Origin of the sequence: Streptomyces sannanensis (assembly GCF_039536205.1) — a bacterium.
Lineage (GTDB): Bacteria > Actinomycetota > Actinomycetes > Streptomycetales > Streptomycetaceae > Streptomyces > Streptomyces sannanensis.
The window spans coordinates 4030043-4049050 of sequence record NZ_BAAAYL010000001.1 but is presented as its reverse complement, the minus strand read 5'-3'; the positions used below and the strand labels follow the sequence as shown (position 1 = coordinate 4049050).

At 66.5% G+C, this 19008-nt stretch carries 34 protein-coding genes and 1 pseudogene; 6 read left to right on the top strand and 29 right to left on the bottom strand.

Annotated elements, in window-relative coordinates:
* Nucleotides 1-71: 71 nt before the first annotated feature.
* The 27 genes from rpsM to rpsJ form a co-directional block, all read right to left on the bottom strand.
* Nucleotides 72-452, bottom strand: coding sequence for a 30S ribosomal protein S13 (gene rpsM, locus ABD858_RS19250; protein WP_345039167.1), 381 nt, complete (start codon nucleotides 450-452; stop codon nucleotides 72-74).
* A 201-nt stretch (nucleotides 453-653) separates the two neighbouring features.
* Entirely contained in the window at nucleotides 654-767 is a 114-nt protein-coding gene (gene rpmJ, locus ABD858_RS19245) for a 50S ribosomal protein L36 (RefSeq protein ID WP_003956441.1), read from the bottom strand.
* A 58-nt stretch (nucleotides 768-825) separates the two neighbouring features.
* Nucleotides 826-1047, bottom strand: coding sequence for a translation initiation factor IF-1 (infA, locus tag ABD858_RS19240; protein WP_003956442.1), 222 nt, complete (start codon nucleotides 1045-1047; stop codon nucleotides 826-828).
* An 835-nt stretch (nucleotides 1048-1882) separates the two neighbouring features.
* A complete protein-coding gene (gene map, locus ABD858_RS19235; RefSeq protein WP_345039164.1) occupies nucleotides 1883-2728 on the bottom strand; it encodes a type I methionyl aminopeptidase in 846 nt (281 codons plus the stop codon).
* A gap of 127 nt (nucleotides 2729-2855) precedes the next feature.
* Nucleotides 2856-3515: an adenylate kinase gene (locus ABD858_RS19230; protein ID WP_345039161.1), complete on the bottom strand. Its 660-nt coding sequence runs from the start codon at nucleotides 3513-3515 to the stop codon at nucleotides 2856-2858.
* Complete coding sequence (secY, locus tag ABD858_RS19225) at nucleotides 3515-4831, bottom strand: preprotein translocase subunit SecY (protein ID WP_345039159.1); 1317 nt, start codon at nucleotides 4829-4831, stop codon at nucleotides 3515-3517. Before secY ends, ABD858_RS19230 begins: the two co-directional genes overlap by 1 nt.
* Before the next feature lie 180 nt (nucleotides 4832-5011).
* Entirely contained in the window at nucleotides 5012-5467 is a 456-nt protein-coding gene (rplO, locus tag ABD858_RS19220; RefSeq protein WP_345039156.1) for a 50S ribosomal protein L15, read from the bottom strand.
* Nucleotides 5468-5469: 2 nt separating this feature from the next.
* Entirely contained in the window at nucleotides 5470-5652 is a 183-nt protein-coding gene (rpmD, locus tag ABD858_RS19215; RefSeq protein WP_071273185.1) for a 50S ribosomal protein L30, read from the bottom strand.
* Nucleotides 5652-6257: a 30S ribosomal protein S5 gene (gene rpsE / locus ABD858_RS19210; protein ID WP_030201551.1), complete on the bottom strand. Its 606-nt coding sequence runs from the start codon at nucleotides 6255-6257 to the stop codon at nucleotides 5652-5654. Before rpsE ends, rpmD begins: the two co-directional genes overlap by 1 nt.
* 46 nt (nucleotides 6258-6303) lie before the next feature.
* On the bottom strand, nucleotides 6304-6687 hold the full coding sequence (gene rplR / locus ABD858_RS19205; RefSeq protein ID WP_345039149.1) for a 50S ribosomal protein L18: 384 nt from the start codon (nucleotides 6685-6687) through the stop codon (nucleotides 6304-6306).
* Nucleotides 6688-6690: 3 nt separating this feature from the next.
* Nucleotides 6691-7230 (bottom strand): 50S ribosomal protein L6, encoded by a 540-nt coding sequence (rplF, locus tag ABD858_RS19200; RefSeq protein WP_345039147.1) that lies wholly within the window; start codon nucleotides 7228-7230, stop codon nucleotides 6691-6693.
* Nucleotides 7231-7250: 20 nt separating this feature from the next.
* The gene (rpsH, locus tag ABD858_RS19195; RefSeq protein WP_345039145.1) at nucleotides 7251-7649 is read right to left on the bottom strand and encodes a 30S ribosomal protein S8; all 399 of its coding nucleotides are present in this window, start codon (nucleotides 7647-7649) and stop codon (nucleotides 7251-7253) included.
* A 237-nt stretch (nucleotides 7650-7886) separates the two neighbouring features.
* Nucleotides 7887-8072, bottom strand: coding sequence for a type Z 30S ribosomal protein S14 (locus ABD858_RS19190; protein ID WP_003956452.1), 186 nt, complete (start codon nucleotides 8070-8072; stop codon nucleotides 7887-7889).
* A 5-nt stretch (nucleotides 8073-8077) separates the two neighbouring features.
* On the bottom strand, nucleotides 8078-8635 hold the full coding sequence (gene rplE, locus ABD858_RS19185; protein WP_345039142.1) for a 50S ribosomal protein L5: 558 nt from the start codon (nucleotides 8633-8635) through the stop codon (nucleotides 8078-8080).
* Nucleotides 8635-8958, bottom strand: a complete 324-nt coding sequence (gene rplX, locus ABD858_RS19180) for a 50S ribosomal protein L24 (RefSeq protein WP_345039140.1) — start codon at nucleotides 8956-8958, stop codon at nucleotides 8635-8637. Before rplX ends, rplE begins: the two co-directional genes overlap by 1 nt.
* A gap of 2 nt (nucleotides 8959-8960) precedes the next feature.
* Entirely contained in the window at nucleotides 8961-9329 is a 369-nt protein-coding gene (rplN, locus tag ABD858_RS19175) for a 50S ribosomal protein L14 (protein WP_053727611.1), read from the bottom strand.
* A gap of 128 nt (nucleotides 9330-9457) precedes the next feature.
* Entirely contained in the window at nucleotides 9458-9742 is a 285-nt protein-coding gene (gene rpsQ, locus ABD858_RS19170) for a 30S ribosomal protein S17 (protein WP_345039137.1), read from the bottom strand.
* Nucleotides 9742-9966, bottom strand: a complete 225-nt coding sequence (gene rpmC / locus ABD858_RS19165) for a 50S ribosomal protein L29 (RefSeq protein ID WP_345039134.1) — start codon at nucleotides 9964-9966, stop codon at nucleotides 9742-9744. Before rpmC ends, rpsQ begins: the two co-directional genes overlap by 1 nt.
* Nucleotides 9966-10385 carry a 50S ribosomal protein L16 gene (gene rplP, locus ABD858_RS19160; RefSeq protein WP_009190136.1) on the bottom strand — a complete coding sequence of 140 codons (420 nt, stop codon included), beginning with the start codon at nucleotides 10383-10385 and terminating at the stop codon, nucleotides 9966-9968. The genes rpmC and rplP overlap by 1 nt, the downstream gene beginning before the upstream one ends.
* A gap of 5 nt (nucleotides 10386-10390) precedes the next feature.
* Nucleotides 10391-11218: a 30S ribosomal protein S3 gene (gene rpsC, locus ABD858_RS19155; RefSeq protein ID WP_345039131.1), complete on the bottom strand. Its 828-nt coding sequence runs from the start codon at nucleotides 11216-11218 to the stop codon at nucleotides 10391-10393.
* Nucleotides 11218-11565, bottom strand: coding sequence for a 50S ribosomal protein L22 (gene rplV / locus ABD858_RS19150; protein ID WP_345039128.1), 348 nt, complete (start codon nucleotides 11563-11565; stop codon nucleotides 11218-11220). The genes rpsC and rplV overlap by 1 nt, the downstream gene beginning before the upstream one ends.
* A gap of 43 nt (nucleotides 11566-11608) precedes the next feature.
* The gene (gene rpsS / locus ABD858_RS19145; RefSeq protein WP_142214205.1) at nucleotides 11609-11890 is read right to left on the bottom strand and encodes a 30S ribosomal protein S19; all 282 of its coding nucleotides are present in this window, start codon (nucleotides 11888-11890) and stop codon (nucleotides 11609-11611) included.
* A 12-nt stretch (nucleotides 11891-11902) separates the two neighbouring features.
* Nucleotides 11903-12739, bottom strand: a complete 837-nt coding sequence (gene rplB, locus ABD858_RS19140) for a 50S ribosomal protein L2 (protein WP_345039124.1) — start codon at nucleotides 12737-12739, stop codon at nucleotides 11903-11905.
* 40 nt (nucleotides 12740-12779) lie between these two features.
* The gene (gene rplW, locus ABD858_RS19135) at nucleotides 12780-13097 is read right to left on the bottom strand and encodes a 50S ribosomal protein L23 (protein WP_345039122.1); all 318 of its coding nucleotides are present in this window, start codon (nucleotides 13095-13097) and stop codon (nucleotides 12780-12782) included.
* Nucleotides 13097-13747, bottom strand: coding sequence for a 50S ribosomal protein L4 (rplD, locus tag ABD858_RS19130; protein WP_345039119.1), 651 nt, complete (start codon nucleotides 13745-13747; stop codon nucleotides 13097-13099). The genes rplW and rplD overlap by 1 nt, the downstream gene beginning before the upstream one ends.
* 8 nt (nucleotides 13748-13755) lie before the next feature.
* On the bottom strand, nucleotides 13756-14400 hold the full coding sequence (rplC, locus tag ABD858_RS19125; RefSeq protein WP_345039117.1) for a 50S ribosomal protein L3: 645 nt from the start codon (nucleotides 14398-14400) through the stop codon (nucleotides 13756-13758).
* A 13-nt stretch (nucleotides 14401-14413) separates the two neighbouring features.
* Nucleotides 14414-14722, bottom strand: a complete 309-nt coding sequence (rpsJ, locus tag ABD858_RS19120; protein WP_003948644.1) for a 30S ribosomal protein S10 — start codon at nucleotides 14720-14722, stop codon at nucleotides 14414-14416.
* A 565-nt stretch (nucleotides 14723-15287) separates the two neighbouring features.
* Between rpsJ and ABD858_RS19115 the strand changes: the two genes are divergently transcribed.
* The 4 genes and pseudogenes from ABD858_RS19115 (at nucleotide 15288) to ABD858_RS36845 (ending at nucleotide 16150) form a co-directional block, all read left to right on the top strand.
* A complete protein-coding gene (locus tag ABD858_RS19115; RefSeq protein ID WP_345039113.1) occupies nucleotides 15288-15554 on the top strand; it encodes a type II toxin-antitoxin system VapB family antitoxin in 267 nt (88 codons plus the stop codon).
* Entirely contained in the window at nucleotides 15551-15727 is a 177-nt protein-coding gene (locus ABD858_RS36855; protein WP_425586225.1) for a PIN domain-containing protein, read from the top strand. The genes ABD858_RS19115 and ABD858_RS36855 overlap by 4 nt, the downstream gene beginning before the upstream one ends.
* Nucleotides 15728-15901 (top strand): annotated as a pseudogene (locus ABD858_RS36850) (PIN domain-containing protein); the annotation flags it as partial.
* Nucleotides 15902-15904: 3 nt separating this feature from the next.
* On the top strand, nucleotides 15905-16150 hold the full coding sequence (locus ABD858_RS36845; RefSeq protein WP_425586224.1) for a hypothetical protein: 246 nt from the start codon (nucleotides 15905-15907) through the stop codon (nucleotides 16148-16150).
* 142 nt (nucleotides 16151-16292) lie between these two features.
* On the opposite strand, the gene ABD858_RS19105 is transcribed toward ABD858_RS36845, so the two are convergent.
* Together ABD858_RS19105 and ABD858_RS19100 are read right to left on the bottom strand one after the other, a co-directional pair.
* Nucleotides 16293-16502: a DUF397 domain-containing protein gene (locus tag ABD858_RS19105; protein WP_345039111.1), complete on the bottom strand. Its 210-nt coding sequence runs from the start codon at nucleotides 16500-16502 to the stop codon at nucleotides 16293-16295.
* Complete coding sequence (locus ABD858_RS19100; protein WP_345039109.1) at nucleotides 16499-17377, bottom strand: helix-turn-helix domain-containing protein; 879 nt, start codon at nucleotides 17375-17377, stop codon at nucleotides 16499-16501. The genes ABD858_RS19105 and ABD858_RS19100 overlap by 4 nt, the downstream gene beginning before the upstream one ends.
* Nucleotides 17378-17531: 154 nt before the next feature.
* Here ABD858_RS19100 and ABD858_RS19095 point away from each other — a divergent pair, with 154 nt between their 5' ends.
* Together ABD858_RS19095 and ABD858_RS19090 are read left to right on the top strand one after the other, a co-directional pair.
* Nucleotides 17532-17984, top strand: a complete 453-nt coding sequence (locus ABD858_RS19095; protein ID WP_345039106.1) for an ATP-binding protein — start codon at nucleotides 17532-17534, stop codon at nucleotides 17982-17984.
* A gap of 119 nt (nucleotides 17985-18103) precedes the next feature.
* Nucleotides 18104-18988, top strand: coding sequence for an RpnC/YadD family protein (locus tag ABD858_RS19090; protein ID WP_345039104.1), 885 nt, complete (start codon nucleotides 18104-18106; stop codon nucleotides 18986-18988).
* The last annotated feature ends 20 nt before the right edge of the window (nucleotides 18989-19008 follow it).

Genomic DNA, 19008 nt, shown 5'->3' with positions numbered 1-19008 from the left:
TCGTCTTACTCCCGTGGAGTGGAGGTGGTCGGTCCTACAGCGAAGACCGCATGGTCAAAGTCCGCTGAGGACTACTTCTTGCCCGGCTTCTTCTTACCGGCGATGGCGCGACGCGGGCCCTTGCGGGTGCGGGCGTTGGTGCTGGTGCGCTGACCGCGGACCGGAAGGCCACGACGGTGACGCAGACCCTGGTAACAGCCGATCTCGACCTTGCGGCGGATGTCGGCCTGGATCTCACGACGGAGGTCACCCTCGGTCTTGATGTTGGCGTCCACGTACTCGCGGAGCTTGACCAGGTCCTCTTCGGACAGGTCACGAACGCGGGTGTTCGGGTCGACGCCGGTGGCGGCGAGCGCCTCCTTCGACAGGGTGCGACCGATGCCGAAGACGTAGGTGAGGGCGACCTCGACGCGCTTGTCGCGCGGAAGGTCAACGCCGGAAAGGCGTGCCATTGAGTGGCTCCTGTGTGGTGTCGGAGGTCTTCCGCAAAGCCATTCCGGGCCGCCGACCTCTTCTGATCGAAAGAGGTGGTACGTCCCGGTCCCCGGCCTCCGCCGGAGGTGTCGACCCCCATGAGCAGGGGCGTCGGACTCTGCGTATGTACGTATTGCTATGCGTCGCGCGATGAACTGCGAGGTGCAGGTCGGCGTGCGTCAGCCCTGGCGCTGCTTGTGGCGCAGGTTGTCGCAGATGACCATGACCCGGCCGTGACGGCGGATCACCTTGCACTTGTCGCAGATCTTCTTGACGCTCGGCTTGACCTTCATGGGATGTGAGGTTCTCCGGGTCAGTGCCATCACCCCACGGGAGGGGTGCGGGCAAGATCTACTTGTAGCGGTAGACGATCCGCCCACGCGTCAGGTCGTACGGAGACAGCTCCACCACGACCCGGTCATCGGGAAGAATACGGATGTAGTGCATCCGCATCTTTCCGCTGATGTGCGCGAGGACCTTGTGACCGTTCTGCAGCTCCACCTTGAACATGGCGTTAGGCAGAGACTCAATGACAGTGCCCTCGATCTCGATGGCACCTTGCTTCTTGGCCACGCTTCGCCCTTCGAATCGACTACCTTGATCGACTACTTGCACCGCATGCGCACATGCGGGTACACGCGAGCCGACGCATCAGTCTACGTCAGGGCTTCCCAAAAGACGAATCGGGAAAGTGTGCCCAGACGAGAAGATCGTTACGCGGAGCGGGTCCGACCCGCTCCAAGGCCTCAGCCCAGCGGGTCGGGGGCCGCCACGACGCCCAGTTCCGCGAGCCGCGCCTTGCCGCCGACTGCCCTTCCTCACGCCGCACTCGCGGGCTCGGCGCCGGGGCGCCTCACAAGCTTCGAGCGGCTGCGCCGGACTCCGTCCGTCGGGGGTGGCAGGCGACCCGGCTCAGCCCAGCGGATCCGGGGCCGCCACGACGCCCAGTTCCGCGAGCCGCGCCTTGCCGCCGACTGCCCTTCCTCACGCCGCACTCGCGGGCTCGGCGCCGGGGCGCCTCACAAGCTTCGAGCGGCTGCGCCGGACTCCGTCCGTCGGGGGTGGCAGGCGACCCGGCTCAGCCCAGCGGATCCGGGGCCGCCACGACACCAGTTCCGCGAGCCGCGCCTTGCCGCCGACTGCCCTTCCTCACGCCGCACTCGCGGGCTCGGCGCCGGGGCGCCTCACAAGCTTCGAGCGGCTGCGCCGGACTCCGTCCGTCGGGGGTGGCAGGCGACCCGGCTCAGCCCAGCGGATCCGGGGCCGCCACGACACCAGTTCCGCGAGCCGCGCCTTGCCGCCGACTGCCCTTCCTCACGCCGCACTCGCGGGCTCGGCGCCGGGGCGCCTCACAAGCTTCGAGCGGCTGCGCCGGACTCCGTCCGTCGGGGGTGGCAGGCGACCCGGCTCAGCCCAGCGGATCCGGGGCCGCCACGACGCCCAGTTCCGCGAGCCGCGCCTTGCCGCCGTCGGGGGCGGTCAGCACCAGGGGGCCCTGTTCGGTGAGGGCCACCGAGTGCTCCCAGTGCGAGGACCAGGTGCCGTCGGTCGTGATGACCGTCCAGTCGTCCTCCAGCACCTCGGTGCGGGGGGTGCCCAGCGAGACCATCGGCTCGATCGCCAGGCAGAGGCCGGGGACCAGCTTCGGGTTGTGGCGGCCGAGGAGGCGGCGCTTGTCGACGTAGTTCAGCAGATGCGGGTCCATGTGCATCTCGGAGCCGATGCCGTGACCGCCGTACTCCTCGATGATCCCGTACTTGCCCTTCGGCGGGCGCGGCTGGCGGCGGATGTAGCTCTCGATCGCCCGGGACACGTCGACCAGCCGGTTGCCCTTCTTCATCGCGGCGATGCCGGCCCACATCGACTCCTCGGTCACCCGGGAGAGCTCGAGCAGCTCCGGGGCGTGGCCGGAGCCCACGAAGGCGGTGTAGGCGGCGTCGCCGTGCCAGCCTTCGATGATCGCGCCGCAGTCGATGGAGATGATGTCGCCGTCCTTCAGGACGGTCTTGTCGTCCGGGATGCCGTGGACGACGACCTCGTTGACCGAGGTGCAGATCGTGGCGGGGAAGCCGCCGTACCCGAGGAAGTTCGACTTGGCGCCGTGCTCCTTGAGCACCTTGCGGGCGACCTCGTCCAGATCCTTGGTGGTGGCGCCGGGGACGGCCGCCTCCCGGGTGGCCGCGTGGATGGCGGCGACGACCAGTCCCGCCTCGCGCATCTTCGCGATCTGCTCGGGGGTCTTGATCTCCACCATTGCGGCTGGCGCCTTTCGGGTCGGGTACGGGGTGTGACTTCAACGATACGGGCGTACGGAGCCCGGCACGCGACGGCCGCGGCACCCAGAGGGCGCCGCGGCCGTGCGGAACGTATTGCTCGGGCTGTCAGGCCGCGCTGTCGCCCTTGAGGGCGTCCATCGCGCGCTTGGTCACCTCGTCGACCTTGCCGAGCGCCGAGATGGTGACCACCAGGCCCTGGGCCTTGTAGTAGTCGATGATCGGCTCGGTCTGCGTGTGGTAGACCTCCAGCCGCTTGCGCACGGTCTCCTCGGAGTCGTCGTCGCGCTGGTACAGCTCGCCGCCGCAGACGTCGCAGACGCCCTCCTGCTTCGGCGGGGTGTACGAGACGTGGAAGACGTGCGCGCTGTCGTTGCGGCAGATGCGCCGGCCGGCGATCCGCTTCACGACCTCGTCCTCGGGAACCTCCAGGTCGAGCACCCCGTCGAGCTTCATGCCCTCGGTCTTCAGCATCTCGTCGAGCGCCTCGGCCTGCGAGACGTTGCGCGGGAAGCCGTCGAGGAGGAAGCCGTTCCCGGCGTCGGGCTGCTCCATCCGGTCCTTGGCCATGCCGATCGTGACCTCGTCCGGAACGAGTTCACCGGCGTCCATGAACGCCTTGGCCTGCTTGCCGAGAGCCGTGCCCTGACTGATGTTGGCCCGGAAGAGGTCACCCGTGGAGATGTGCGGGATGGCCAGGTTCTTGGCAAGGAACGCGGCCTGCGTTCCCTTGCCGGCACCGGGAGGTCCGACGAGGACGATTCGCATCAGCGGAGGAACCCTTCGTAATTGCGCTGCTGGAGCTGGCTCTCGATCTGCTTCACGGTCTCCAGACCCACACCCACGATGATCAGGATGCTCGTCCCGCCGAACGGGAAGTTCTGGTTAGCGCCGAAGCCCGCCAACGCCATCGTTGGTACGAGAGCGATCAGACCCAGGTACAGCGAGCCCGGCCAGGTGATCCGGTTGAGCACATAGCTCAGGTACTCAGCAGTAGGTCGACCAGCCCGGATACCCGGGATGAAGCCACCATACTTCTTCATGTTGTCGGCGACTTCCTCGGGGTTGAACGAGATCGCCACGTAGAAGAAGGCGAAGAACACGATGAGGATGAAGTACGACGCGATGTAGTAGGGGTGGTCACCCTTGACGAAGTTGTTCCTGATCCACACCGCCCAGTCGGCCTGCGAGTTCGAGAACTGAACGATCAGGGCCGGAATGTAAAGCAGCGACGACGCGAAGATGACCGGAATCACACCCGCCTGGTTGACCTTCAGCGGGATGTAGGTGGACGTTCCGCCGTAGGACCGGCGGCCGATCATCCGCTTCGCGTACTGGACCGGGATGCGGCGCTGTGCCTGCTCGACGAAGACCACCAGGGCGACCATGACGAAGCCGACCAGGATGACGGTGCCGAACTCGATCCAGCCCTGGGCGAGCTTGCCCTGCTGCTTGATGGCCCACAGCTGGCCGGGGAAGGTGGCGGCGATCGAGACGAACATCAGGATCGACATGCCGTTGCCGATACCGCGGTCGGTGATGAGCTCACCCAGCCACATGACCACGGCGGTACCGGCGGTCATGGTGATGACCATGGTGACCGTGGTGAAGATCGACCGGTCGGGCACGATCTCCCCGGCGACCGCGCAGCCGCTGAAGAGCGCACCGCTGCGGGCGGTGGCCACCAGGCCGGTGCCCTGCAGAATGGCGAGCGCCACCGTGAGGTAACGGGTGTACTGCGTGATCTTCGTGGTACCCGCCTGGCCCTCCTTCTTGAGGGCCTCCAGCCGCGGAATGACCACAGTCAGCAGCTGCAGAATGATGCTTGCCGTGATGTACGGCATGATGCCCAGCGCGAAGATCGTGATCTGCAGCAGCGCACCACCGCTGAACATGTTGACCAGGCCGAAGAGGCTGTTGGCCCCCTGGCTTGCCTGTTCCACACAGATCTGGACGTTCTTGTAGCTGACACCGGGAATCGGGACATTCGCGCCGACCCGGTACAGCGCGATGATGCCGAGCGTGAAGAGCAGCTTCTTGCGCAGGTCGGGTGTCTTGAACGCCCGGGCGAACGCGGTGAGCACGGTGCCTCCTGCGACCCCCGCGCACGTGCGTCAGAGGTGACGGTCTTGAGGATCGACGAATACGTATATGGACAGCAGTGCACGCCACCTTACCCGCGAGCATGCCCGCCTAGGAACGACCAACCGGGGATGCCCCATATGAGAGGCATCCCCGGTCGATGTTCAGGCCATCGAGTCGTCTCAGACGAGCTCGGTGACGGTGCCGCCGGCAGCGGCGATCTTCTCCTTGGCGGAGGCGGAGGCGGCGTCGACCGTCACCTGCAGCGCCACGGAGATCTCGCCCTGGCCGAGCACCTTGACGAGCTGGTTCTTGCGAACCGCGCCCTTGGCGACCAGGTCGGCCACCGTGACCTCGCCACCCTGCGGGTAGAGCTCGGCCAGCTTGTCCAGGTTGACGACCTGGAACTCCGTCTTGAAGGGGTTCTTGAAGCCCTTCAGCTTCGGGAGGCGCATGTGGAGCGGCATCTGGCCACCCTCAAAGCTCTCCGGAACCTGGTAACGGGCCTTCGTACCCTTCGTACCACGACCGGCCGTCTTACCCTTCGACGCCTCACCACGACCCACACGGGTCTTGGCGGTCTTGGCGCCCGGGGCGGGACGGAGGTTGTGGATCTTCAGCGGGTTCTGCTCCGCCATGATCAGTCGACCTCCTCAACCGTCACGAGGTGGCGGACGGTGTGCACCATGCCGCGGAACTCGGGGCGGTCCTCCTTGACGACCACGTCGTTGACCCGCTTCAGGCCAAGCGAACGCAGGGTGTCGCGGTGGTTCTGCTTGCTGCCGATGTACGACTTCGTCTGCGTGATCTTGAGGCGAGCCATTACGCACCCGCTCCCGCACGCGCACGAAGCAGAGCCGCGGGGGCGACGTCCTCGAGCGGCAGACCACGGCGAGCCGCGATCTCCTCGGGACGCTGCAGGCCCTTCAGGGCCTCCACGGTCGCGTGCACGATGTTGATCGCGTTGTCGGAGCCGAGCGACTTCGACAGGATGTCGTGAACGCCGGCGCACTCGAGCACGGCACGCACCGGGCCACCGGCGATAACACCGGTACCGGGGGAAGCCGGCTTGAGCAGGACGACGCCCGCGGCCTTCTCACCCTGGATCGGGTGCGGGATGGTGCCCTGGATACGGGGGACCTTGAAGAAGTGCTTCTTGGCCTCCTCAACACCCTTGGCGATGGCGGCCGGCACCTCCTTGGCCTTGCCGTAACCGACACCCACGGTGCCGTCACCGTCGCCCACCACGACCAGCGCGGTGAAGCTGAAGCGACGACCACCCTTCACAACCTTGGCGACGCGGTTGATCGCGACGACGCGCTCAACGTACGCGGTCTTCTCGGCGGCAGCAGCGCCGCCGTCACGGCCCTTCCGGTCCCGCCGCTCGCCGCCACCGGCACCGCTGCCGCGGCGCTGGGGTCCAGCCATTGGATTTACCTCTCTCTGTTACGTCCGCTAGCTCCGGAACCGGGGCTTAGAACTTCAGCCCGGCTTCGCGGGCGGCGTCCGCCAGAGCGGCAATGCGCCCGGCGTACTGGTTGCCACCACGGTCGAACACGACAGCCTCGACACCCGCGGCCTTGGCGCGCTCGGCGACCAGGGCGCCGACCTTGCCGGCCTGGGCGCTCTTGTCGCCCTCGACACCGCGGATCGACGTGTCCAGGGTCGACGCCGACGCCAGGGTGTGACCCTGCACGTCGTCGATGACCTGGGCCACGATGTGGCGGTTCGAGCGCGTCACGACCAGGCGCGGACGCTCGGCCGTGCCCGAGATCCTCTTGCGGATGCGGATGTGGCGGCGCTTGATGGCAGCGGCCTTGTAGGCCTTGCCCTTGGCGATCTTCACACCGTATGCCATGGCTTACTTACCCGCCTTTCCGACCTTGCGGCGGATGACTTCGCCCTCGTACTTGACGCCCTTGGCCTTGTACGGGTCGGGCTTCCGCAGCTTGCGGATGTTCGCGGCGACCTCGCCGACCTTCTGCTTGTCGATGCCCTGGACCGAGAAACGGGTCGGGGCCTCGACGACGAAGGTGATGCCCTCGGGGGCCTCGATGAGGATCGGGTGGCTGTAGCCCAGCGCGAACTCCAGGTTGGAGCCCTTCGCCTGGACGCGGTAACCGACACCGCTGATCTCGAGCTTCTTGACGTATCCCTGGGTCACACCGGTGATCATGTTCGCCACCAGGGTGCGGGACAGGCCGTGCAGAGCCTTGTTCTGCCGCTCGTCGTTCGGGCGGGTGACGTTCAGAACGCCTTCCTCACCCTTGACGATCTCGATCGGCGCGGCAACGGTGTGGGTCAGGGTGCCCTTGGGGCCCTTCACCTGGACCGTACGGCCATCGATGGTGACGTCCACGCCGGCGGGAACCGGGATGGGGAGCTTGCCGATACGCGACATTGCTTTTCCTCCGTTCCCGATTACCAGACGTAGGCGAGGACTTCCCCACCCACGCCCTTCTTCTGCGCCTGCTTGTCGGTCAGGAGACCGTGCGACGTGGAGATGATCGCCACGCCCAGGCCGCCGAGCACCTTCGGCAGGTTGGTGGACTTCGCGTAGACCCGGAGACCGGGCTTCGAGATCCGCTTGATGCCCGCGATGGAGCGCTCACGGTTCGGGCCGAACTTCAGCTCGAGGACGAGGTTCTTGCCGACCTCGGCGTCCTCGACACGCCAGCCCGTGATGAAGCCCTCCTGCTGGAGGATCTCCGCGATGTGCGACTTGATCTTGCTGTGCGGCATCACGACGGAGTCGTGGTACGCCGAGTTCGCGTTACGCAGACGCGTCAGCATGTCTGCGATCGGATCAGTCATGGTCATGAATTGGCCTTCGGCCTCTCTCGCCGGGGTTTCCTGTATGCGCCATCCCTCTCCCCGAACATGGTCGGGACGGGTGCGGTGCGGGGACCTACGGCGTAGTAAGCATTCATTAGCGGGCAAGCCCGCGGTCGATCAAGGGCGGCAGACGCCCAACCCCGCAAGCCTACGGCATACGGAGAAGGGCCTCTGCCAACCCTGTTTGCTTACCGAGAGTCCGGTATCAACCCAAGCGGGTTGTTACCAGGAGCTCTTGGTCACGCCCGGCAGCTCGCCGCGGTGAGCCATCTCACGAAGGCACACACGGCACAGGCCGAACTTGCGGTAAACGGAGTGGGGACGGCCGCAGCGCTGGCAGCGCGTGTAGGCACGCACACCGAACTTGGGCTTGCGGGCAGCCTTCGCGATCAGAGCCTTCTTCGCCATCTCGCTTACGCCTCCTTGAACGGGAAGCCGAGGTGACGGAGGAGCGCACGGCCCTCAGCGTCGTTGGTCGCCGTGGTCACCACGGTGATGTCCATACCCCGGACGCGGTCGATCTTGTCCTGGTCGATCTCGTGGAACATGACCTGCTCCGTGAGACCGAAGGTGTAGTTGCCACGGCCGTCGAACTGCTTCGGGGACAGACCACGGAAGTCGCGGATGCGCGGCAGCGCGAGCGACAGGGTGCGGTCCAGGAACTCCCACATGCGGTCGCCACGGAGCGTGACGTGGGCACCGATCGGCTGACCCTCACGCAGCTTGAACTGCGCGATGGACTTGCGGGCCTTGGTGACGGCCGGCTTCTGACCGGTGATCGTGGTGAGGTCGCGGATGGCGCCCTCGATCAGCTTGGAGTCGCGGGCGGCGTCGCCCACACCCATGTTGACCACGATCTTGACGAGGCCCGGAACCTGCATGACGTTCTCGTACGAGAACTCCTCACGCAGCTTGCCGGTGATCTCCTCGCGGTACTTCGTCTTGAGACGCGGAGTCGTGGTGGTCGTCATCAGATGTCCTCACCAGTCCGCTTGGCAACGCGGATCTTGTTGCCGTTCTCGTCGAAGCGGTAGCCGACGCGGGTCACGACCTTCTTGCCGTCCTTCTCCACGACGAGCTGAACGTTGCTCACGTGGACCGGGGCCTCGACGGTCACGATGCCGCCGGCCTGCGAAGCGCGGCCCGGCTGGTTGGCCTTCGTGTGCTTCTTGACCCGGTTGACACCCTCGACCAGGACGCGGTCCTCGCGGGGGAAGGCCGCGATGACCTTGCCCTGCTTGCCCTTGTCCTTACCGGTGATGACCTGGACCAGGTCGCCCTTCTTGATCTTCATGCTTACAGCACCTCCGGCGCGAGCGAGATGATCTTCATGAACTTCTTCTCGCGCAGCTCACGGCCGACCGGGCCGAAGATGCGGGTGCCGCGAGGGTCACCGTCGTTCTTCAGAATGACGGCGGCGTTCTCGTCGAAGCGGATGTACGAGCCGTCCTGGCGACGGCGCTCCTTGACGGTGCGCACGACGACAGCCTTGACGACGTCGCCCTTCTTCACGTTGCCACCGGGGATCGCGTCCTTGACGGTGGCGACGATGACGTCACCGATGCCCGCGTAGCGGCGACCGGAGCCACCGAGCACACGGATGCAAAGGATCTCCTTCGCACCAGTGTTGTCGGCGACGCGCAGTCGCGACTCCTGCTGGATCACGTCTATCTCCTGATCGTCTGCCGGTTCCCCGGGGGGCTGCTCACGCAGCCCCCCGGAGCCTGGCGGAACTGTTCCTAGGGGGTCCCCCTAGGAGGGATGTGCTTGCCTTGCGAATTCCCTGGCGGGAATTACTTGGCCTTCTCGAGGATCTCGACGACGCGCCAGCGCTTCGTCGCGGACAGCGGCCGGGTCTCCATGAGGAGGACGCGGTCGCCGACACCCGCGGCGTTCTGCTCGTCGTGCGCCTTGAGCTTGTTGGTACGGCGGATGACCTTGCCGTACAGCGCGTGCTTGACACGGTCCTCGACAGCGACGACGACGGTCTTGTCCATCTTGTCGCTGACGACCAGACCCTCACGGGTCTTGCGGAAACCGCGCTGCTCAGTCGTCTCAGTCACGTTCTTCTCGCTCATCAGGCGTTCTCCACCGTCTCGATGCCCAGCTCGCGCTCGCGCATCAGGGTGTAGATCCGCGCGATGTCCTTGCGGACGGCCCTCAGCCGGCCGTGGTTCTCGAGCTGTCCGGTCGCCGCCTGGAAGCGGAGGTTGAACAGCTCTTCCTTGGCCTCGCGGAGCTTGCCGACAAGCTCCTCGTTGCCCAGCTCGCGCAGCTCGGACGCCTTGGTACCGGCCGACATCACGCTTCACCTGCCTCGCGCTTGACGATCCGGCACTTCATCGGCAGCTTGTGAGCCGCACGAGTGAGAGCCTCACGTGCAATCTTCTCGTTCGGGTAGGACAGCTCGAACATCACGCGCCCAGGCTTGACGTTCGCGATCCACCACTCCGGGGAACCCTTACCGGAACCCATGCGGGTCTCGGCAGGCTTCTTGGTGAGGGGACGGTCCGGGTAGATGTTGATCCAGACCTTGCCGCCACGCTTGATGTGACGGGTCATCGCGATACGAGCGGCCTCGATCTGACGGTTCGTCACGTACGCCGGGGTCAGCGCCTGGATGCCGTACTCGCCGAACGCAACCTGCGTGCCACCCTTGGACATACCGTTGCGCTTCGGGTGGTGCTGCTTGCGGTGCTTGACCCTACGAGGGATCAGCATTTCGGTCAGGCCTCCGTTCCGGTGCTCTCAGCAGCGGGGGCAGCGGCCTCGGCCTTGGGGGCCTCGGCAGCGGCGCTCTGCTGCTGCGGCTTGCGGCCGCGGCCGCCACGCTCGCCACCACGGCCACCACGGGCCGGGCGCTCAGCGCCACCACGGGCCGGGCGGTTGCCGGCGCGGGCAGCGGCGTTCTCGGCGCGGACCTCGGCGATGTTCTTGACGTCGCCCTTGTAGATCCAGACCTTCACGCCGATGCGGCCGAAGGTGGTCTTGGCCTCGAAGAAGCCGTACTCGACGTTCGCGCGCAGCGTGTGCAGCGGCACACGACCCTCGCGGTAGAACTCCGAGCGGGACATCTCGGCGCCGCCGAGACGGCCACCACACTGGATCTTGATGCCCTTGGCGCCCGCCTTCATGGCCGACTGCATGCTCTTGCGCATGGCGCGGCGGAAGGAGACGCGGGAGGACAGCTGCTCGGCGACGGCCTGGGCCACCAGCTGAGCGTCGACCTCGGGGTTCTTGACCTCGAGGATGTTCAGCTGGACCTGCTTGCCGGTCAGCTTCTCGAGCTGGCCACGGATCTTGTCGGCCTCGGCGCCGCGGCGGCCGATGACGATGCCCGGGCGAGCAGTGTGGATGTCCACGCGGACACGGTCACGGGTGCGCTCGATCTCGACCTTGGAGATGCCGGCGCGCTCCATGCCGGACGTCAGCATCCGACGGATGGAGACGTCTTCCTTGACGTAGTCCTTGTACAGCTTGTCGGCGTACCAGCGCGACTTGAAGTCGGTGGTGATGCCGAGCCGGAACCCGTGCGGGTTTACCTTCTGGCCCATTACCGGGTTCCTTCCTTGCTGGCGACGACCACGGTGATGTGGCTGGTCCGCTTACGGATCCGGTAGGCACGGCCCTGGGCACGCGGACGGAACCGCTTCAGGGTCGGGCCCTCGTCGACGTACGCCTCGCTGATGACCAGCGAGGAGGCGTCCGTGTGGTTGTAGTTGTGCGCGGCGTTGGCGATGGCGCTGTCCAGCACCTTGCCGACCGGCACACTCGCGGCCTGCGGAGCGAAACGCAGGACCGCCTGGGCCTCCGTGGCGTCCATGCCACGGATGAGGTCCACCACACGGCGGGCCTTCATGGGCGTGACGCGGATGTACCGCGCCTGAGCCCTGGCTTCCATGGTTGTCCCTTCGGTGTAAGTCATAGTCGTTCACACCCCGCGATTAGCGGCGCTTCGACTTCCGGTCGTCCTTGACGTGGCCTCGGAAGGTGCGAGTCGGCGAGAACTCGCCGAGCTTGTGGCCGACCATGGACTCGGTGACGAACACCGGGACATGGGTCTTGCCGTTGTGCACCGCGATCGTGTGGCCCAGCATGGCCGGGATGATCATCGAGCGACGGGACCAGGTCTTGATGACGTTCTTGGTGCCTGCTTCGTTCTGGACATCCACCTTCTTGATCAGGTGGTCGTCGACGAAGGGCCCCTTCTTGAGACTGCGCGGCATCTAAACCCGCTCCTAGCGCTTCTTGTTCGTCTTGCGGCGGCGGACGATGTACTTGCTGCTCGCCTTCTTGGGAGAGCGCGTACGACCCTCCTTCTGACCCCACGGGGAGACCGGGTGGCGACCACCGGAGGTCTTGCCCTCACCACCACCGTGCGGGTGGTCCACCGGGTTCATGGCGACACCACGGACGGTCGGGCGGACGCCCTTCCAGCGCATACGGCCGGCCTTGCCCCAGTTGATGTTCGACTGCTCGGCGTTGCCGACCTCGCCGATGGTGGCGCGGCAGCGGACGTCGACCAGGCGGATCTCACCGGACGGCATGCGCAGGTGGGCCATGGAGCCCTCCTTCGCCAGCAGCTGCACGGACGCACCGGCGGAGCGGGCGAACTTCGCGCCGCCGCCGGGACGCAGCTCGATGGCGTGGATGGTCGTACCGACCGGGATGTTGCGCAGCGCCAGGTTGTTGCCGGGCTTGATGTCGGCGGCGGGGCCGTTCTCGACACGGTCGCCCTGCGACAGGCCACGCGGCGCGAGAATGTAGCGCTTCTCGCCGTCCGCGTAGTGCAGGAGCGCGATGCGCGCGGTGCGGTTGGGGTCGTACTCGATGTGAGCGACCTTCGCCGGCACGCCGTCCTTGTCGTGACGACGGAAGTCGATCACACGGTAGGCGCGCTTGTGGCCACCGCCCTGGTGGCGGACGGTCACACGACCGGTGTTGTTACGGCCGCCCTTGCTGTGCAGGGGGCGGACCAGCGACTTCTCCGGCGTGGACCGCGTGATCTCGACGAAGTCGGCGACGCTGGAGCCACGACGGCCCGGAGTCGTCGGCTTGTACTTGCGGATACCCATTTCTCAGTCCTCGTCCGATATCGGACGATCCGGACCGCCGTCAGGCGGTCGGACCGCCGAAGATGTCGATTCGGCTGCCCTCAGCAAGGGTCACGATGGCGCGCTTGGTGTCCTTGCGCTTGCCGAAACCGGTCTTGGTGCGCTTGCGCTTACCCTGGCGGTTGATCGTGTTGACCCCGGTGACCTTGACCGAGAAGACCGCCTCGACGGCCTGCTTGATCTGGGTCTTGTTGGCGGTGGGCGCGACGATGAACGTGTACTTGTTCTCGTCCAGCAGCGCGTAGCTCTTCTCGGAGACAACCGGCTTGACGAGGACGTCGCGCGGGTCCGTGAAGGTCTTGCTGGTGATCTCGGCCATCAGGCCTCGCTCCCTTCGGTCTCAGTGGCCTTGGGGCCGGACACGAAGGACTCGAAGGCGGCCTTGGTGAAGACCACGTCGTCGGAGACGAGCACGTCGTACGTGTTCAGCTGGCCCGGCTCCAGGATGTGGACCTGGGGCAGGTTGCGGGCGGACAGCCACGCGGCCTCGTCGGAACGCTCGACGACCAGGAGCAGGTTCTTGCGCTCCGAGATCTTGCCGAACAGGTTCTTGGCGGCCTTGGTGGAGATCGCGCCCTCGACCACGCCGGAGACGACGTGGATGCGGGAGTGGCGGGCCCGGTCGGTGAGGGCACCGCGCAGGGCGGCGGCCTTCATCTTCTTCGGGGTCCGCTGCGAGTAGTCACGCGGCACGGGGCCGTGGACGACGCCACCGCCGGCGAACTGCGGCGCACGGGTCGAACCCTGGCGGGCGCGGCCGGTGCCCTTCTGGCGGTAAGGCTTCCTGCCACCACCACGAACTTCGCCGCGGGTCTTGGTCTTGTGCGTGCCCTGACGGGCAGCGGCCAGCTGCGCGACGACGACCTGGTGGATCAGCGGAACGCTGACCTTGGCGTCGAAGATCTCCGCGGGGAGCTCGACGCTACCGGCCTTGTCGCCAGCGGGCGAAAGGATGTCAATGGTGCTCATCGGTTACCTCAGGCCCCCTTGGCCGCGGTACGGACCAGGACGAGGCCGCCGTTCGGACCAGGAACCGCGCCCTTGATGAGCAGCAGGCCCTTCTCCGCGTCAACGGCGTGGACGGTCAGGTTCTGGGTGGTGACCCGCTCGTTGCCCATACGGCCCGCCATACGGAGGCCCTTGAACACACGGCCCGGGGTGGCGCAGCCACCGATCGAACCGGGAGAGCGGTGCTTGCGCTGGGTGCCGTGACCGGCGCCGAGGCCCTTGAAGTTGTGACGCTTCATGACACCGGCGAAGCCCTTGCCCTTGCTCTTGCCCGTGACGTCAACCTTGACGCCGGACTCGAACACCTCGGCAGTGATCTCCTGGCCGAGCGTGTACTCGCTGGCGTCGGAGGTACGGAGCTCCACCAGGTGGCGGCGCGGGGTCACGTCGGCCTTGGAGAAGTGGCCCTTGAGGGGCTTGTTCACCTTGCGCGGGTCGATCTCGCCGAAGGCGATCTGGACCGACTCGTAGCCGTCGATGTCGTTGGTGCGGACCTGGGTAACGACGCAGGGCCCGGCCTTGACGACGGTCACGGGGACGACACGGTTGTTCTCGTCCCAGACCTGCGTCATGCCGAGCTTCTCGCCCAGGACGCCCTTGATCTGCTTAGCCATCTCGCGCGTCACCTCAGAGCTTGATCTCGATGTCGACGCCGGCCGGCAGGTCGAGACGCATCAGCGAGTCAACCGTCTTCGGCGTGGGGTCGAGGATGTCGATGAGGCGCTTGTGCGTGCGCATCTCGAAGTGCTCGCGCGAGTCCTTGTACTTGTGCGGCGACTTGATGACGCAGTACACGTTCTTCTCAGTGGGCAGCGGCACCGGGCCCGCGACCGACGCACCAGTGCGGGTCACCGTCTCGACGATCTTCTTCGCCGAGGAGTCGATGACCTCGTGGTCGTAGGCCTTGAGCCGGATGCGGATCTTCTGTCCCGCCATGGCTACTTCGTAGTCCTGTCTGTCTCGTAACGCTCTGACACCCGGTGTTCCACCTGCTTCCGTGACCCTCCCCCGAGCTCTCGCTTCGCTCGAGCAGGGGGACCCCCACCGACCCACGCGGTCGGGTGTGTCGCGCTCCCGCCAGACAGATATCCACAGGGGATTTCCTGCTCGAGGGATTGCAGGGGAAGGAAGACCCACCAGGTGCCTGGCTGGGGCCCCGCTGACACTTCCCGGAAGATTCCCGTACGTCCGCCCCAGCGCTGCCCAGGAGGGCAGATAAGACGACGAGTACCGTGGGACTCGCTTCCAGTCCTCCCGGCGGGAGGCGTGCAGCATCGGCACTCAACCGAGCAACCCGGACAGTCTGCCACACAGGACACGGCGGGCGCCAATCGAGCCGAAAAGATTACCCCGCCCGGGTTGCGCGTCAAACCGCGACGCGCGCCTGGATCGAACGGCTCCAGCTGCCACTCATCCGATTTTCCTCACTGCCCCCGCAACCCAGGGGCGATACCGTCGGTAGCGCATCCGACGATATCCATCGTTACGGAGAGGAGGGGAGATGTCCCGTACCGTTATCGACCTGGACGACGAGATCGTGGCCCAGGCCATGCGTCTGTACGGCGTCACCACCAAGGCCGCGGCCGTTCGCGCGGCCATGGAGGATGCGGTGAAGCGCCGGCTGCGGCGTGAGTTCTTCGAGGCCATTGACTCGGGTGAGCTCGATTTCAGCGAGATCGTGGAGTCCACCGGTCCGAAGAACCGAGACGGCACGCTCAAACGAAAGGCAGGCGACAAGGGCGACAAGACCGGCCAGGAGGCGGCGTGAGCGTCGGCTTCCTCGTTGACAAGTCCGCCCTGACCCGTCACAGGATGCCTGAGGTCGCCAAGGTCCTGGACGACCTGGACGATCGCGGCCTGCTCGTCATCTCTGCGCCGACCGAGTACGAGATGGTGTACAGCGCCCGCACCAACGCCGAGGCCACCCGCCTCCGCACCTGACTGCGCGGCTTCGGCTATGCCCGTTGCAACGACGAGCAGCTCGAACGGGCCCTGCAGATCCAGAACGAGGCTCTGACCCGGGGTTTCCACCGAGCACTGTCCACCATTGATCTCCTCCTCGCCGCCATTGCCGAGCGCGAGGGTCTGACGCTCCTCCACTACGACGGCGATTTCGACATGATCGCCGAGATCACCACCCAGCCGACCCGCTGGGTCGCCGAGCCGCGGACTGAAGGCCCGCGCGTCCCATTGCTCGGCATCACCTGGATGAAAGACTCGGCTCTGGAGGACGCCGACAGCGACCTGGCCCCTGAGGTCATCGCCCAAGAGATCGTCCAGGACCTCCAGGCCGCCCTGGCGGAGTTCGCGGCCATCGCCGAGGCTCTGGGTGGCGAGGTGGGGGAAGACGCAGATCCGCAGTAGTCGGGCAGCGGCAGCCTTACCGGCCGGCTCGCGAGCGCAGGGCGAGCCGCGCGATGGCCCACGCTCGATGCCCTGCTCCACCCTGGACAGCAGCGCGCCCCGCACTCGGGAGAACCGAGCGCGGGGCGCGAGCAGTTACCGGTCAGCGCTCCGACGCGTACGTCACGAAGCTCACCCATGCGGTGTGCGCGAAGGAGAGCTGGGGGCCCTTGGCGTTCTTGGAGTCGCGGATGTGTACCGTGCCGGGAGCAGCCGCGACCTCAACACACTCGCTGCTGTTGCTGCTGTCGCTGTAGCTACTCTTGAACCACTCCAGTGCGGAGCCATTCCCGGCAGAGGCCTTGCGGATCATGTTTCTCCCAGCACTTGCTCGATGAAGGCCAGCGACTCCCGAGGCGTGAGAGCCTGGGCCCGGATCATTCCATACCGCAGCTCGAGGATCCGGAGCTGCTTCGGATCAGAGACCGCACGGCCTGCGAATGCTCCTTCAGAGCGCCCTACCGCCGTTCCATCACCGAACTTCAGCACCTGGGTCTCCCCCTGCATGCCAGCGTGGTCCTCGCGGGCGGTCGGCATGACTTGAATTGCGACGTTCCGCAACTGCCCCACTTCCAGCAAGCGTTCAAGCTGTCCGCGTAGCACCATTCTGCCTCCGAGAGGACGGCGCAGCGTCACCTCTTCCTGCACAAAACTGAGCGCAGGGGCAGGAGATCGTTCGAAGATCGACTGCCTGGCCACACGGGCCGCCACCGCCCGTTCGATCTCCTCCTGCGCATACGCGGGTTGCCGCATCTCGAAGAGTGCCCGTGCGTACTCCTCCGTCTGTAGCAGCCCGTGCAGGTTGTGATCGCCGTACGCCAGCAACTCCACGGCCCGCGCCTCCATGCGCGCCAGATCCCGCACCCTCTTCGGGTACCGGACCTCCGCCACGTCCTTCTTCATCGCGGCGATCAGCCCACCCGCGCCCAACACCTCGTCCGCCCTGTCCAGGTACTCCGGCCGGGGAATCCGCCGCCCGGCCTCGACCTTGTAGACCAGGTCCTCCCCGTACCCGACCGCCACCCCGAACTCCGCCGCCCGCAGGCCGGCCGCCTCCCGCCGCAGCCGCAACTGCCGCCCCACCGTCGCGACGACCGCCGCCCCCGACTCGTCGTCCGGGTCGACCTCCCAACCCGGCTCGTCCGTCTCACCCTTGGGCTGCTCCGTACCGTCCACATCCACCCGCACCCGCGCCACCTCCGACGTACCGCCACACCTGGACGCCCCCTGCCCATGCGCCCCTCCGGACAGGCCGGACAACACCGGACAAGCTCCGGACAGTCACCATACGCATACGCCGAGTCACTGTTCAGCGTAGGCGCGCACCGCAACGCTGAGCGACGTGAACCAGAAACCCGCGCAACTCGACACCCACACGCGTCACTTCACCGTCCACCTGTCCCCCACGCCACGCGGCGCCCGTCTCGCTCGCCTGCTCGCCGCCGAGCGGCTGCACGCCTGGGACCTGCCGTACGGAGTGGCCGAAACGGCCACGCACCTTGTCGCCGAGCTCGCCGCCAACGCCGCCACCCACGGCCGGCTGCCCGGCCGCAGCTTCCTCCTCGCCCTCCGCACGACGAACAACGAGCACACGCTCCGCGTCGAGGTGACCGACACGCGCCCGGACCGGCTCCCGAGCCTCCGGCCCCAACCGCCCTCCGCCGACGACGAGTCGGGGCGAGGGTTGCTGCTCGTCGACGCGCTCGCCGACCGGTGGGGCGTGACGCCGGGCCCCGTACCACGCAAAACGGTATGGGCCGAACTGGACCTCCGTCGAGCTCACCCGTTCAGGTGAGCACCGTCAACTTCGCCCTATCCAGGCCAGTTGCGCACATACGCTCGCAAGCGAGCGATTACCGCAGGCATGTGCCAATGACAACTTCCCCCATCCCTCTCCCCACCGCAGGAACCCGTATGGTCAATTCGTCGCACGAGGCGATGCACCGCGTCTTCCAGTACCACCCGGAACTTTTCTCACGCGTCTCCGAGGTGCTCGGCATCGGCTTCGCCCCACCCACCTCGGTCACGCCCCTGCCCACCGACCTCACGGAAACCCGTCCCATCGAGCGCCGTGTCGACACCCTGTTGCGGATCGACAGCGAGGACGGCGAGTCCTTCGTCCTCGCGATCGAGGCCCAGGGCAAGAAGGACCCTGCCAAGCCGGCGAGCTGGGCGTACTACGTGTCGTATCTGCATACGAAGTATCAGCTTCCGCCGATGCTGCTGGTCGTCTGCCAGGACCGTGCCACAGCCGAATGGGCGGCTCGCCCCATCCCTATCGGGCCCCGGAAGTGGCCCGTGCTCACCCTGCTCCCGCTCGTAGCGGGCCCGCACAACATGCCAGTGATCACCAACCCGGCCGAGGCCCGCAAAGACCTCGCACTCGCCACGCTGGCCGCGATCACACACGCCAAGAATCCGGACATCGGAGCCATACTCAAAGCAGTGTCGACCGTGCTGCGGGACACGCCGCGAAACCTCGCCGACCCCGTCATCGAACTCATTGCGCAAGGCATGGGCAAGCACCCAGCCGCGGAAATCTGGAGGAAACTGGTGGCCGTGGACCTCTCTTTCTACAAGTCCCCCCTCTCCGAAGAACTCCGGGACGAAGGCCGGGTGGAAGGCCGGGTGGAAGGCCGGGCCGAGGACATCGTGCTCGTGCTGGAACAGCGCGGTATCGAGGTCACCGACGAGGCCCGCGAGCGCATCACCGGCTGTGACGACGCCGAGATCCTCCGCCAATGGCTCATCCGTGCCATCACCGCTTCGTCCACCGAAGAGATCTTCGAGATCGAATAGCCCCGCTCCCCGCAGTGGAC